General features: G+C 66.0%; 14 protein-coding genes. 10 read left to right on the top strand and 4 right to left on the bottom strand.

Annotation, left to right across the window (positions count from 1 at the left end):
* The first annotated feature begins 209 nt into the window (after positions 1 to 209).
* From ACWKV7_RS04595 to ACWKV7_RS04620, 6 genes are all read left to right on the top strand, one after another.
* Positions 210 to 884, top strand: coding sequence for an ATP-grasp domain-containing protein (locus ACWKV7_RS04595; RefSeq protein ID WP_483856466.1), 675 nt, complete (start codon positions 210 to 212; stop codon positions 882 to 884).
* Between the two features lie 569 nt (positions 885 to 1,453).
* Complete coding sequence (locus tag ACWKV7_RS04600; RefSeq protein WP_483856467.1) at positions 1,454 to 1,993, top strand: carbonic anhydrase; 540 nt, start codon at positions 1,454 to 1,456, stop codon at positions 1,991 to 1,993.
* Positions 1,994 to 2,076: 83 nt separating this feature from the next.
* On the top strand, positions 2,077 to 2,448 hold the full coding sequence (locus ACWKV7_RS04605) for a VOC family protein (RefSeq protein WP_483856468.1): 372 nt from the start codon (positions 2,077 to 2,079) through the stop codon (positions 2,446 to 2,448).
* Between the two features lie 89 nt (positions 2,449 to 2,537).
* Positions 2,538 to 3,101 (top strand): riboflavin biosynthesis intermediates N-glycosidase, encoded by a 564-nt coding sequence (ybiA, locus tag ACWKV7_RS04610; RefSeq protein WP_483856469.1) that lies wholly within the window; start codon positions 2,538 to 2,540, stop codon positions 3,099 to 3,101.
* Positions 3,098 to 3,388 (top strand): hypothetical protein, encoded by a 291-nt coding sequence (locus tag ACWKV7_RS04615; protein ID WP_483856470.1) that lies wholly within the window; start codon positions 3,098 to 3,100, stop codon positions 3,386 to 3,388. Before ybiA ends, ACWKV7_RS04615 begins: the two co-directional genes overlap by 4 nt.
* A 56-nt stretch (positions 3,389 to 3,444) precedes the next feature.
* The gene (locus ACWKV7_RS04620) at positions 3,445 to 3,981 is read left to right on the top strand and encodes a DUF6817 domain-containing protein (RefSeq protein ID WP_483856471.1); all 537 of its coding nucleotides are present in this window, start codon (positions 3,445 to 3,447) and stop codon (positions 3,979 to 3,981) included.
* A 96-nt stretch (positions 3,982 to 4,077) separates the two neighbouring features.
* Here ACWKV7_RS04620 and ACWKV7_RS04625 read toward each other — a convergent pair whose 3' ends face one another.
* Positions 4,078 to 6,051 carry a RecQ family ATP-dependent DNA helicase gene (locus tag ACWKV7_RS04625; RefSeq protein ID WP_483856472.1) on the bottom strand — a complete coding sequence of 658 codons (1,974 nt, stop codon included), beginning with the start codon at positions 6,049 to 6,051 and terminating at the stop codon, positions 4,078 to 4,080.
* A 127-nt stretch (positions 6,052 to 6,178) separates the two neighbouring features.
* Between ACWKV7_RS04625 and ACWKV7_RS04630 the strand changes: the two genes are divergently transcribed.
* The 3 genes from ACWKV7_RS04630 to ACWKV7_RS04640 are packed head-to-tail and all read left to right on the top strand — an operon-like array spanning position 6,179 to position 8,468.
* Positions 6,179 to 6,529 carry an ArsR/SmtB family transcription factor gene (locus tag ACWKV7_RS04630; RefSeq protein WP_483856473.1) on the top strand — a complete coding sequence of 117 codons (351 nt, stop codon included), beginning with the start codon at positions 6,179 to 6,181 and terminating at the stop codon, positions 6,527 to 6,529.
* Positions 6,530 to 6,573: 44 nt separating this feature from the next.
* Entirely contained in the window at positions 6,574 to 7,653 is a 1,080-nt protein-coding gene (locus tag ACWKV7_RS04635) for a flavin-containing monooxygenase (protein ID WP_483856474.1), read from the top strand.
* Positions 7,650 to 8,468 (top strand): hypothetical protein, encoded by an 819-nt coding sequence (locus ACWKV7_RS04640; protein ID WP_483856475.1) that lies wholly within the window; start codon positions 7,650 to 7,652, stop codon positions 8,466 to 8,468. Before ACWKV7_RS04635 ends, ACWKV7_RS04640 begins: the two co-directional genes overlap by 4 nt.
* Before the next feature lie 66 nt (positions 8,469 to 8,534).
* Here the strand turns inward: ACWKV7_RS04640 and ACWKV7_RS04645 are convergent, their stop codons facing one another.
* The 3 genes from ACWKV7_RS04645 to hslO all read right to left on the bottom strand — a co-directional run bounded on the left by ACWKV7_RS04645 (position 8,535) and on the right by hslO (position 11,893).
* Positions 8,535 to 9,137, bottom strand: a complete 603-nt coding sequence (locus ACWKV7_RS04645; protein ID WP_483856476.1) for a nitroreductase family protein — start codon at positions 9,135 to 9,137, stop codon at positions 8,535 to 8,537.
* A gap of 160 nt (positions 9,138 to 9,297) precedes the next feature.
* Positions 9,298 to 10,842 carry a phosphoenolpyruvate carboxykinase gene (locus ACWKV7_RS04650; protein ID WP_483856477.1) on the bottom strand — a complete coding sequence of 515 codons (1,545 nt, stop codon included), beginning with the start codon at positions 10,840 to 10,842 and terminating at the stop codon, positions 9,298 to 9,300.
* 157 nt (positions 10,843 to 10,999) lie between these two features.
* Entirely contained in the window at positions 11,000 to 11,893 is an 894-nt protein-coding gene (hslO, locus tag ACWKV7_RS04655; RefSeq protein ID WP_483856478.1) for an Hsp33 family molecular chaperone HslO, read from the bottom strand.
* Positions 11,894 to 12,000: 107 nt separating this feature from the next.
* Here hslO and ACWKV7_RS04660 point away from each other — a divergent pair, with 107 nt between their 5' ends.
* Positions 12,001 to 12,801, top strand: a complete 801-nt coding sequence (locus ACWKV7_RS04660; RefSeq protein ID WP_483856479.1) for a phosphatase PAP2 family protein — start codon at positions 12,001 to 12,003, stop codon at positions 12,799 to 12,801.
* Positions 12,802 to 12,818 lie beyond the last annotated feature (17 nt).

Below are 12,818 nucleotides of genomic sequence, written 5' to 3' on the forward strand. Positions count from 1 at the left end.
GTTGGGCCCGAGTGAGCCCTGCCTGGCCTTCGCTCGCGACTTCACGTACCGTCCCAGACGGCACCTGCAAGCTACCAAAACCAGAGAGACCTACAGGGATGCACCTTCTCTACCCCAGTGATCCACTCCACCCCAGGGAGCCAGACGCGGCTTACCAGGCGGAGTACCGGGCCGCACGGCAAAACGGCATTCGCTGCTCGTTGTTCTCCATGGACGATTTCGAGCAGGGTAATTTCAGGGCCTATCCGCCGGTTCCTGAGCGAAGCGAGGTCATCTATCGCGGCTGGATGCTGACGCCCGACACCTATGCGCAATTGCATCTGGCGGTGGCAGGATGCACCGCCACGATGCTCACCACCGCAGCACAGTACCGCCATTGCCATCATCTTCCGGAGTGGTATCCCCTCTGCACCGACTGGACCCCGGAGACCGTCTTTCCGGATGCCCACCGGGACTACGCCGCAGCGCTCGCTGGCCGAAAGTGGCAAGGCTACTTCGTGAAGGACTACGTGAAATCCCTCACCACTTCGCGCGGCTCAATGGCTGCCGACCTTGATGAAATCGCGGAAGTCGTTGGTCTCATCGAGCAATTTCGCGGCGGGATCGAAGGCGGCGTCTGCATCCGCGAACGGGAGGAACTCCGCACGGAGACGGAGGAGCGCTACTTCGTTTTCAAGAGCCGCCCGTACGCCCGCCATGGCGAGGTTCCGCAATTGGTGACGAGCATCGCCGAAAGAATCGACAGCCCGTTCTTCTCCGTCGACGTCGTCGAGGATCGCCAAGGGCGCCTGCGGCTGATCGAACTCGGCGACGGGCAGGTTTCGGATCTCAAGGCCTGGACGCCCGAACAGTTCATCACTCGGCTTTTCGGAACGCACTCATGAACGTACGCACTCGCTACGCCGTACTCTTGGCTGTCGCCACCCTCCTTACGACCGCGCCGAGTTCGGCCGAGCAGCAGCCCGATAAATTCCAAATCGCCTAGGCCTATTTCCGGTCGGCGGACAACTTCGCCGCCCTTGAAGATAGCCAGACGCGGTCCGACTATCGCGCCGCGACCGCGAAGCTGGACAAAGCCACGACCTCGGCCGAGGTGAATGCCGTGCTCAACGAGTACCAGTACCTGGCCTATCGCCAGTCGCTGGCCAGCGCGATACGCCTGTGCACCATGCTCGGTTTGGGCATCTAGACCAAGGTCGACCACATCATTGCCTGGCGCAGGTGTGAAACGGCCAGCCAACAGGGGTTTCCCGAAGCGATGGCCATTTCGCAGCATGCGATGGATCAGTTTCACCGGGACGTCGGCAACATCTCGCCATAAAGCCCATGGCGCAAATCGCAGAGCCCCGGATAAATGTCCGCCTGCACCTGACTAAGTCCTACGCCGCGCCTGCGCGGCGGTTTCGGCAGGGCGACCCCCTTGCCCCCGACGGACTATTCAGGAGTGACCCACATGGAAAGCGATACCCTCAAACAGCCCGGCAATCGCCGCCGGTTCCTGCAACTTGCCGCGCTCGGTGCCGGCGCCAGCCTGCTGGCGGTCACCTCCGGAGTGCCCAGGGCCCGCGCGGCCGGCAACACCGAGGCGCTGCTGCTCAGCTGCATGGACTTCCGCCTGATGGACGAGATCGAACGCTACATGAGCGGCCGCGGGCTGCGCGACAAGTACGACCATATCGTGTTGGCCGGCGCCTCCCTGGGCGCGATCACCGACAAGTACCCGGCGTGGAACAAAACCTTCTGGCAACACCTGGATATCGCCATCCAGCTGCACGCCATCCGCCGGGTGATCATCCTCGACCATCGCGACTGCGGCGCCTACAAGGTCATTCTCGGTCCCGAGCACACCCAGGACCCGCAACAGGAGAAAGCCACCCATGCCGACCAGTTGCGCACACTTCGCGGCATGATCGCCAAGGCTCACCCGAGCCTGGAGATCGAGACCCTGCTGATGGCACTGGACGGCAATGTTGAAACCATCGAAGCGAGCTGAACCACGAACAGACTGACCGGTATTTTCCTAGGCGCTCAGTCGAGCGGGCCGGCGCGGCCCGCCGCTTCGGTCAAGGAGGTCCCATGCAAATCAGGCTCGCCAGCATGCTGGTCGACGATCGGGACAAGGCCCTGCAGTTCTACACCCAGGCGCTCGGCTTCGACAAACACGCGGACCAGCCCCTGGGCGGTTATCGCTGGCTGCCGGTGACCGCCCCCGAGGGCGTGCAGGGGGTCGAGCTGGTGCTGGAGCCGACGGGCTTTCGCGCCTCGCAGATCCACCAGAAGGCGCTGTTCGACGCGAAGATCGCCGCCACCGCGTTCATCCAGGCCGAGCACCGCCGGCTGAAGGGGCTGGGGGTGACCTTTCGCGGCGTCCCCCAACGCCAGGGGCCGGTCACCGCGGTGCTGTTCGAAGACATCTGCGGCAACCTGATCAACCTCGTCCAGCCCTGAGTTTACGTCGGCAAAACGCGAGCGCGTCCTCGCCCCACCGCCGCGCCCTGGCCTACACTGGCGCCTTTTCACGCAAACGGATGCAGCCGGTGGATATCAAAAGCAAGGACGCGCTGATCGAGCGCCTGGACCGCGGCGAGCCCGTGGAATACCTGTTCTTCTGGGGACACAGGAAGCCGAAGTCGGGCACCTCCGCCAGTTGCCTGAGCCAGTGGTACGAAGCGCCCTTCCGTATCGATGGCCAGGCCTACGGGACCGCCGAGCACTTCATGATGGCCGGCAAGGCCCGCCTGTTCGGCGACGCCTCCACGCTCGCCCGCATCCTGGCGGCGCAGTCGCCCGCCGAGGCCAAGCAACTCGGCCGCCAGGTCCGAGGCTTCGATGCCCAGACCTGGGAGGCGCACTGCTTCGAGATCGTGGTTGCCGCCAACCTCGGCAAGTTCACGCAGAACCCCGCGCTGGAATCCTTTCTCCTCGATACCGGCAACCGCGTGCTGGTGGAAGCCAGCCCCGTGGACGCCATCTGGGGCATCGGCCTCGCCGCCGACGACCCGGCGGCGCGCCAGCCTCGGCTCTGGCCGGGGCAGAATCTGCTGGGCTTCGCGCTGATGGAGGTGCGTAGCCGCGTGCAGCGTGCGGAACCGCTGCCATGATCGAGGCACTGTTCGCGCTGATCGCGGCCCTGGTCGAAGCCGTCATCGGCCTGTTCACTGCCCTTGTCGAAGCCATCGCCGCCCTCTTCGGTGCCGGCGGCCAGGCGCTGACCGCGCTGGAGGCGTTGGCCACGCTGGCCTCGCTGATCCTGGAGTTGCTGGCTTGGGTCGTGCTGGCGCTGTTCGAATTGCTGGTGGCCCTGCTGACCCGGCGCAAACCGCGCAAGGTCGCACGGCCAGTCTACTGGCGCAGCAAGCGAACGCCGCCCGGCGAAGGCCCGGCATGAGCCTGCGCGACAGCACCCATCCCCCAACCAGGCCACACCACGGCCACGGAGGCCTTATGGATGACGACCCGCGCTTCCAGGCACTTCGGCAGCTCGGCGCGGGCGAGTTCGCCCACCTCAACGGCAGCCTGATCGACCATCTGGACGGCACCCGTCGACTGCTGCTGGACTGGGGCGCCCGACCCGCGCTGGCCGATGCCGGCCTGTTCCACGCTGCCTACGGCACCGCTGGGTTCAACCAGGCCCTGGTCGGCCGAGATGGCCGGGCGCGCATCGCCGCGCTGATCGGCATCGAGGCCGAGGCCATCGTCTACCACTACTGCGCTTGCGACCGGGACACGACCTGGCCCTGTATAGGCCGCGAGGCACCGGTGCTTTTCCGCGACCGTTTCGCCGGCTCGACCTATCCCCTAGAGGACGCCCTGCTCGGCGACTTCTGCGAGCTGACCGTGGCCAACGAACTGCAGATCGCAGCCCAGGACGCCGCATTCATCGCACGCCTCGGCGCCGAACTGGGCGAGCTGTTCGTTCGCTTCAGCCCCTTCATCAGCACCGGCGCGCGGTCGGAAGTGCGCCGGCTACTGCATGTCTGATCGGCCTGGGCGGCCACAGCCAAGTCGTTCAGGGCGACGAAGCGGCCGCAGTTGCGGCCAGGTCGTTGTCGGGCTTGTGGAGCGTAGGGGCCGGCGCTACTGACGAAGCCCGTAGCCCGGATAAGCGCCAGCGCAATCCGGGGCAGTCCGCCGCACCCAATCCCGCACCTCGGCATAGGGGTAGTTCTCCAACGCGGCGAACCCCGGCACGCTGCGCGCCTTGAGCTTGGTGAACAAGGGCACGGCAATACCGCAGAGGAAGCGGGTCAGGCATTCGGCGCTGGGCGAGATCCCCTTGTGCTCGCGATGCCGCGCGACGAAGGCGGCGCACAGGGCCGTGGCGTCCTGACCAGCCAGCGGCGGCAGGGCGGGCGGTTCCGGCAGGTGCGCCGGCTGTCCGCGGCATACCGAGCAATGGCCGCAGCGCTCCGGCGCCTGCCGGTCGCCGAAGTAGTCCGCCAGGCGCCGGCTCAGGCACTGTTCGCTGGCGAACAGCGCCAGCATGGCCTGGATGCGGCCAATCTCGCTGGCTTCCTTGTCCCGGAAGTGGCCATGCAGTTCCTCGGCGAGGGCCGCCGGATCGAAATCAGGCCGCAGCACCTCGTAGACCTCGGTCATCTGCTTGCTTTCCACCTCGATCCAGCCCTGCTCCTGGAAGTACTCCAGCGCCTTCACCACCCGGGCGCGCTCGGCCTGGTGCTGCCGATAGAGCAGGTCGAAATCCAGCGTGCACCAGGTCCGTGCGCGGGCGGACGTCTGCACGATGGCCTCGACGAACTGACGTCGCTCGCCATCGAACCGGGCCACCAGCGCCTCGGGCTCGATCAGGTACTTGAAGCGGTATTCGGCGAAGTAGGAGAAGCGCGGGGCGATGATGCCGCGCAGTTCGAGCTGCACCAGCAGGGTCTTCAGCGGCAACTGGCGGATGTTGCTCTGCTCGGAGAGCGCATTGAGCAGCAGCTCCCACTGGCCGTCCCGGCTGGCGGCGAGCAGTTCGTCGAGCACGCAGCGAATGCCCTCCCGTTCCGGAGTGTCGCCGTAGACGAAGTTCTCCAGCACGTTGAGGCTGTCGCGGTTGGCCAGCACCAGGCAATCGGAGGGCTGCCCATCGCGCCCGGCGCGGCCGATCTCCTGGCTGTAGTTCTCGATGGATTTCGGCAGGTCGAAGTGCACCACGTTGCGAATGTCGCTCTTGTCGATGCCCATGCCGAAGGCGATGGTGGCGACGATGCAGTTCACCCGCCCGCCCATGAACTGACGCTGCAGCGCCTCGCGCTGCTCGTGGGGCATGCCGGCGTGATAGGCGCTGGCCGGGATGCCGCGTTGGCTCAGGCGCTCGGCCACCTGCTCGGCGGTCTTCTGCAGGGTGACGTAGACGATGCTCGGCTGGCCGACGCGCGGTGCCAGCCAGTCGGCGAGCCGCTGCTGCTTGTCGCGGCCGCGCACCGGCTCCACCAGCAGGTTGAGGTTGGGGCGGTAGAAGCCGGTGGTGATCACGTCCTCGGCGGCGATGGCGAACTTGGCGCGCATGTCGGCGATCACCGGCGGCGTGGCGGTGGCGGTCAGCAGCAGCACCTGGGGAATGCCGAACTGGCGCTGGTAGTCCGGCAGCTTGAGGTAGTCGGGCCGGAAGTTGTGGCCCCACTCGGAGATGCAGTGGGCCTCGTCCACCACCAGCAGGGAGATCGGCACCTGGGCGATGAAGTGGCGGAAGCGCTCGTTCTTCAGCCGCTCCACCGAGATCATCAGAATCTTCAGTTCACCGGACCTGGCCTTGGCCATGGTCGCGGCGACCTGCTCGTGACTCTGCGCCGAGTCGATGCTGGCGGCGGCGATGCCGTGCTTGTGCAGGAACGCCAGTTGGTCCTGCATCAGCGCCAGCAGCGGCGAGACCACCAGGGTCAGGTGCGGCAGGTGCAGGGCCGGCAGTTGATAGCACAGCGACTTGCCCGAGCCGGTAGGGAAGATCGCCGCCGCCGAGCGGCCCGCCAGCACAGCGGCGACGGTGGCCTCCTGGCCGGGGCGGAAGTGCGAATAGCCGAAGACGTCTTGCAGGCTTTGCTGGACCATGGCGGTCACTCCGTTGACTGAGATGGCAGACGAGCCCGCCATGCTCGGCCATCCACCGCGACCAGACAATGACTATTTGCCGAACCGCCGTTGACATGTGCATTGTCGCGCACATAAAGTCGCCACCATGAACGATCAGCCAGCCAGCCGACAACGTGCCGTCGACGCCGCCATCGAGACGCTCGACAGCACTTTCTTCAAGGCCCTCTGCGAGCCCTCGCGGGTCGGCGTGCTCCGCCGCGTGATGCTACTCGGCCGCGCCGACGTCAGCGAGATCGCGGCCGGCCTGCCGCAGGAACGCTCGGTGGTTTCGCGCCATCTACAGACCCTGCTGGACGCCGGCATCCTGCGCACCGCCAAGGAGGGTCGCCAGGTGTTCTACGAGGTGGACGGCCCGGCGATAGTCGCGCGCCTGGAAATCATCCTGCAGCAGTGCAAGCGCATCGCTTCGTTCTGTTGTCCCGGCGGGCCCGGCTGACTCGGGTCTATTTTTTGCGGCGATACATGCATAGGGGCGCATATATGCACAATGAAGAACATCATCAGGTCGTGATCATCGGTGCCGGGCAAGCCGGGCTAGCCATGGGCTGGCACCTGCAGCGCCAGGGGCTGGACTTTCGAATTCTGGAGGCGGGCGATCGGCCGGGTGGCAACTGGCGACACTACTACGACAGCCTCAGGCTGTTCTCCCCGGCCGGTTATTCCTCGCTGCCCGGCCTGCCCTTTCCCGGCCCCGCGCACCACTACCCGCGCCGGGATGAGGTAACGCATTACCTGGAGCACTATGCCCAGCATTTCGACCTGCCGATTCACCTGAATTGCCGCGTCGACACGGTACTCCGCGAAGCCGATGGGTTCCGTCTGTTCAGCGCCAACGGCGAGGTCTTCGGCTGCCAGGCGCTGGTGGTGGCCTCCGGCGCCTTCAGCCGGCCCTACACGCCGGACATCCCCGGGCTGGAGGACTTCCAGGGGTTGCGCCTGCACAGCCGCGACTACCGGAACCCGCAAGGCTTGCAGGGACGACGCGTAGTGGTGGTCGGCGCGGCCAACTCGGCGGTGCAGATCGCCTACGAGCTGGCCCAGGTTGCACAGGTGACGCTGGCGACCCGCGAGAAAGTCAGGTTCAGCCCGCAGCGCTTGCTGGGCAAGGACATCCACTTCTGGCTGCGGCTGAGCGGGCTCGACAACAGCCGCTGGTTCAAGGACCAGAGCACTCCAGTGCTGGATGACGGCCGCTACAAGCGCGCCCTGCGCGAGGGCCTGGTCGCCCAGCGGGCGATGTTCCAGCGGATCACTGCGGACGGGGTGATCTGGGAGGATGGTGAGCATGAGCGCGTCGACGCGCTGATCTTCGCCACCGGCTACCGACCCAACCTACCGTTCCTCGATGGCCTGCCGGTACAGGACACAGATGGCCGGCTGCTGCAGCGCAACGGCCGCACCCGAGAGGTGCCGGGGCTGTTCTTCGTCGGCCAGCCAATGCAGCGCAACCTGGCTTCGGCCACCCTGCGCGGGGCAGGGCGGGATGCAGCCCATCTACTGCCCGAGCTGCTTCGCCATCTGCGCACACAACCGGCGGCCAGCCTACCGGGCCTGGCGTGAGCAGCGCGCTGGATGGTTTTGCGCTGATCAACACCTGGTTGGTGATGGTCAGCCTGGGCATGAGCGAGTCCGCCGGCAAACCTGGCGCCAGCGGCTGGCACCAGGCGGCGCTGCTGGGTTACCTGGCGCCCTGGTTCGGGCTTTCACTGGTGGCCTGGCACGGTGTCGAACCCAGCCTCCTACAGGGCCTGGTCTTGTGCATCGGCGCGGGGTTCGGCACCTCGGGGGCAGCCTTGCACCGCATGGCCGGAGGCAATGGCGAGCAGGCGGCACGACTGGTCATTGGTAGCTGCCTGCTGGCGATCCTGCTGGTCCCGGCTGGCGTTACCTTGATCGGCGGCGACGGCCCCGGCGCGCCTCTACTCGGCAAGGTATTGCTGCTCTGCCTGCTCGGCCAGGCATTGCCCTACGGTATCGGTCGCGCGCTGAAACACCGGGCACCCGACTTCAGCCGATCGATCACGGTACCGCTGGAACGCTTGGCGAACGTAGCCGTGCTGGGTCTGATCGGTTTGATCGCTCTTCTGACCCTACCGCACCTGGCCAAGCAGGCCGAGCTGCTACTAATCGCCTCGGTGCCCATCGCCTCGATGCTGAGCGCCAGCCTGTTCAGTGGCTCGGTGAAAGGCGGCAACCCGCAACTGATCATACTGACGCGCAACCTGGGCGGCGCCATCCTGGTCGCCCGCCTGCCAGAGCCGGAGGCCGTATTGCTGGCCATCGTCGCCTTTGGCGTGCCGATGTACGGCCTGGCACTGCTCGCGACATGGCTGCATCGACGCCCCGCCTGCTGCGCGCCGAGAGCAGAGAGATGACAGGCACAGCGTGGCTGCCCGGGCAGAGCCCGCGCCTGGGAGAACGAGCCTCGCCTTGCGGCTTGCCTAGAAGCGATCGCGAACGACCACCTCGTCGAACGGCAGCTTGCCGATCCGCGGCTTGGGCTCGGCGGCGCGCTTGCCCACCGCGACCATCAGTGCGATGACATGGTTGTCCGGCAGGTTGATCAGCTTGCCGACCGCGTCGAAGTCGAAGCCGTCCATCGGGCAGGAGTCCAGGCCCTTGCCGCGGGCGGCGAGCATCAGGGTCTGGGCCACCAGGCCGGCGCTGCGCATGACTTCGTCGCGCTGGACCTGCGGCTTGTCGCGGTAGTAGTTGTCGATGGCACCGGCCATGAAGTCCTGTACGTCGGCAGGCGCGCCCTGCCAGACGCGAGCGACGTTCTTTTCCCAACTGTCGAGCTGGGCGCAGACCACCACCAGCATCGAGGCGTCGGTCATCTGTGCCTGGTTCCAGCCCACTTCGCGGATATGCGCACGCAGGGCCGGGTCGCTGACCTCGACGAGTCGCACGTGCTGCAGATTGAAGGCCGACGGGGCCAGCAAGGCCAGTTGCAGCAGTTCGTCCTTTTCTTCGCGGCTGAGCTGGAAAGCGCTGTCGTAGACCTTGACCGCGCGACGGCTCTGGATGGCTTCTTGAATATGCATGGCATGACTCCGCTGGCACTGGAAAATGAGGTCGCCATGCTATGCCCCGCGTAGCCGCCGAATCCATGTGTCTTTGCTGATGGTAGCTATCGCCAATTTCGATCCATTGCCGGGCATGAAAAAGCCGCCCGAAGGCGGCTCGTTCCACGCGATGCGCAACTTACAGCTGCGGGCCGGCGTTCCTGATGGCGTCGGAGACATCGAACTTCTTGAAGTTGTCGATGAACTGCTGGGCCAGGGCCTTGGCAGCCTCGTCGTAGGCGTTCTTGTCTTCCCAGGTGTTGCGCGGGTTGAGCAGGTTGGTCTCGACGCCCGGCACGGCCTTGGGCACGTCCAGGTTGATGATGGGCAGGTGTTCGGTCTCGGTGCCGATCAGTGCGCCGCTCTGGATCGCTGCAATCACACCACGGGTGGTGGGAATGTTGAAGCGCTTGCCGACGCCGTAGCCGCCGCCGGTCCAGCCGGTATTGACCAGATAGACCTTGGAGCCGAAGCCGTTGATGCGCTTGATCAGCAGTTCGGCGTATTCGCCGGCCGGACGCGGGAAGAACGGCGCGCCGAAGCAGGTGGAAAAGGTGGACTTGATGCCACCGCCGGAACCCATCTCGGTGGAGCCGACCAGCGCGGTGTAGCCGGAGAGGAAGTGGTAGGCGGCCTGCTCGTTGTTGAGGATCGACACCGGCGGCAGCACCCCGGTGAGGTCACAGGTGAGGAAGATCACCGCGTTGGGCTCGCCGGCACGGTTGTCCGCCACGCGCTTCTCGATCAGCTCGCGCGGGTAGGCGGCGCGGGTGTTCTGGGTGAGGGTGCTGTCGGCGTAGTCGGGCAGGCGGGTCTCAGGATGCAGCACGACGTTTTCCAGCACGGCGCCGAACTGGATGGCCTTCCAGATCACCGGCTCGTTCTTCTCGGACAGGTCGATGCACTTGGCGTAGCAACCGCCCTCGATGTTGAACACGCTGCCGACGCCCCAGCCATGCTCGTCGTCGCCGATCAGGTAGCGGCTCTCGTCGGCGGACAGGGTGGTCTTTCCGGTACCGGAGAGGCCGAAGAACAGCGTCACGTCGCCCTCTTCGCCCATGTTGGCGGCGCAGTGCATCGGCAGCACGTCCTGCTCGGGCAGCAGGAAATTCTGCACGGAGAACATGGCCTTCTTCATTTCGCCGGCGTACTGCATGCCGGCCAGCAGCACCTTCTTGGCGGCGAAGTTGATGATCACGCAGCCATCGGAGTTGGTGCCGTCGCGCTCGGGCACGCACTCGAAGAACGGCGCGTTGAGGATCAACCACTCGCTCTTGGACGCCGGATTGAAGGTTTCCGGGTTGATGAACAGGCAGCGGCCGAACAGGTTGTGCCAGGCCGTCTCGGTGGTCATCTTGACCGCCAGGTAGTGCTGCGGGTCGGCGCCTACATGGACGTGGGAAACGAAACGGTCGCGCTCGCCGATATAGGCTTCGACACGCGCCCAGAGGGCATCGAACTTGTCGGCGGGGAACGGCCGGTTGATCGGACCCCAGGCGATGGCGCCCTGGGTGCTCGGCTCTTCGACGATGAAGCGGTCGGCCGGGGAACGACCGGTGCGATGGCCGGTTTTCACCACCAGCGAACCGTTGGCGGCCAGCTCCCCTTCACCGCGGCGCAGGGCCTCTTCGATCAGTTGAGCGGCGCTGATATCGGTGTACACGGCGTTTTTGACTTGCGTCATGTGGGGTCCCCCGTCGGCAAAATGCCGAGCCTCCAAACGTTTTGTAGCGAACCCGAAAATTCGCTACAGCGGAAAAAGTGCGCGCGATTATGCCAGAAAAGGCCGCGCTGGGTAGGAACCTCTGGTCTGGCCAAAGGTTCACTTCGCCGTTGCGCTTTCAATGGCGGGTAGCGGACGGTGCCTGGCTGCCGCCACCGGCGAACAATTGCGCCACGTCGGCGGCGTCGAAGCGGTAGCGCTGGTTGCAGAACTGGCAGTCGATCACCACCGCGCCTTCGTGCTCTTCGAGCAGTTGCTCGACATCGCCCTGGCCCAGGCTGACCAGCGCCCCGGCGGAGCGCTCGCGCGAGCAACTGCAGCGGAACTGCAGCGGCTGCGGGTCGAACAGGCGCACGGGGTCTTCATGGTAGAGGCGATACAGCAGGGTGGCGTTGTCCAGCCCGAGCAGCTCTTCGGCGGTAAGCGTATCGGCCAGGGTGGTCACGTGCTGCCAGCTGGCTTCGCGGGCCTCTGACGCCTTCAGGCGGTCGGCGGGCAACTGCTGCAGCAACAGACCGCGGGCGCGGCGGCCGTCGGCCTGCAGCCAGAAGCGCGTCGGCAATTGCTCGGAGCTGGCGAAGTAGCCGCTCAGGCACTCGGCCAGGCTGGCCCCCTCGAGGGCGACGATGCCTTGGTAGCGCTGACCCTGGCGAGGGTCGACGGTGAGGGTCAGCACGCCCTCGGGCATCAGCTCGGCCAGGGTGGCACCGGCGCCGACCTGCTCGGCGTGATAGCGGGCGATGCCACGAACCTCACGCTCGCTGGAGCACTCCACCATCAAGAGCGGCACGGCGCCGGACGAGCGCGCCTGCAGCACCAGCAGCCCATCGAACTTGAGGGTGCCGACCAGCAGGGAGGCGGCGGCCAGCAGCTCGCCGAGCAACTGCGCGACCGGCTCGGGGTAGGGGTGCTTGGCCAGCACCTCGGCGTAGCTGTGCTCCAGGCTCGCCATTTCTCCGCGAACGTCCGTGTCGTCGAAGAGAAAGCGCTGGCTGTGATCGGCATCGTGCATGGGGTAACCACTGAGCAGAAAAAGGTGACAAATTGATGGCAGGCCCTTATATAGGCGCCCGCAGCTGCTTATAGCGGCTTCATCGCATACGAACAGGAGCCGATTTTATGGACAAACCCGCACCGTTCCAAGGCCGCTGGCACTGGGCAGCCTTGCTGCTGTGCAACCTGGCCGCGCTGTTGTTGCTGCTCAGCTGGCTGTGGGAACCGACGCGCGCGCTCTGGGATCAGTTCGACAGGACGCTGTTTCACGCGCTCAACGAGCCGCTGGCCAGCAGCAGCCTGTGGGCGCACGTGTGGGCCATCGGCAGTATGCGCCCGGTCGACGCCGGCGTGGGGCTGGTGATGCTCGCGCTGATTCTCAAGGGTGGCTTCATCTTCAAGGGCAGCGAAGTGCGCCGCGCGCTCTACGCCTTTCTCGCCGTACTGACCCTGCTGCTGCTGTGCCGCGTGGTCTTCGCCGAGGTGGTGAAGGTGATGGACTGGCAGCACGAAAGCCCGTCGCTGGCGGTTGAAGGCGCCCAACGCCTGAGCAGCATGTTCCCGCTGTGGGAAGAGCGCTGGGACATGAAGGACCACGCCACCCGCAGTTTTCCGGGCGACCATGCCTCGGTGCTGATCATCTGGGCGATGTTCATGGCCTTCTTCGCCCGCCTCTGGCAGCAGCCGCTGGTGTGGGCCATCGCCGTCATCGGCATCCTGCCGCGCCTGGTGGCCGGCGCCCACTGGGGATCGGACGCCTTCGTCGGCGGCCTGTTCCTCTGCCTGCTGGCGCTCGGCTGGGGTTGCTATACGCCCTATGCGCTGCGTGCCAGCGAGCTGCTGGAGCGCCTCACCGCGCCACTGACCAGCCGCCTCGCGCGCCTGCCGCTGCTGGGACGCCTGAGCGTGATCTCCGGGCGCGACTGACGCCCGGCGATACGCCT

This window comes from Zestomonas ipomoeae (genome assembly GCF_057128665.1).

Bases quoted from the DNA above. Each gene is read 5' to 3' on its own strand.
- ACWKV7_RS04595 (WP_483856466.1), top strand. From the start codon at position 210: ATGGACGATTTCGAGCAGGGTAATTTCAGGGCCTATCCGCCGGTTCCT.
- ACWKV7_RS04600 (WP_483856467.1), top strand. From the start codon at position 1,454: ATGGAAAGCGATACCCTCAAACAGCCCGGCAATCGCCGCCGGTTCCTG.
- ACWKV7_RS04605 (WP_483856468.1), top strand. From the start codon at position 2,077: ATGCAAATCAGGCTCGCCAGCATGCTGGTCGACGATCGGGACAAGGCC.
- ACWKV7_RS04615 (WP_483856470.1), top strand. From the start codon at position 3,098: ATGATCGAGGCACTGTTCGCGCTGATCGCGGCCCTGGTCGAAGCCGTC.
- ACWKV7_RS04620 (WP_483856471.1), top strand. From the start codon at position 3,445: ATGGATGACGACCCGCGCTTCCAGGCACTTCGGCAGCTCGGCGCGGGC.
- ACWKV7_RS04625 (WP_483856472.1), bottom strand. From the start codon at position 6,051: ATGGTCCAGCAAAGCCTGCAAGACGTCTTCGGCTATTCGCACTTCCGC.
- ACWKV7_RS04630 (WP_483856473.1), top strand. From the start codon at position 6,179: ATGAACGATCAGCCAGCCAGCCGACAACGTGCCGTCGACGCCGCCATC.
- ACWKV7_RS04635 (WP_483856474.1), top strand. From the start codon at position 6,574: ATGCACAATGAAGAACATCATCAGGTCGTGATCATCGGTGCCGGGCAA.
- ACWKV7_RS04645 (WP_483856476.1), bottom strand. From the start codon at position 9,137: ATGCATATTCAAGAAGCCATCCAGAGCCGTCGCGCGGTCAAGGTCTAC.
- ACWKV7_RS04650 (WP_483856477.1), bottom strand. From the start codon at position 10,842: ATGACGCAAGTCAAAAACGCCGTGTACACCGATATCAGCGCCGCTCAA.
- hslO (WP_483856478.1), bottom strand. From the start codon at position 11,893: ATGCACGATGCCGATCACAGCCAGCGCTTTCTCTTCGACGACACGGAC.
- ACWKV7_RS04660 (WP_483856479.1), top strand. From the start codon at position 12,001: ATGGACAAACCCGCACCGTTCCAAGGCCGCTGGCACTGGGCAGCCTTG.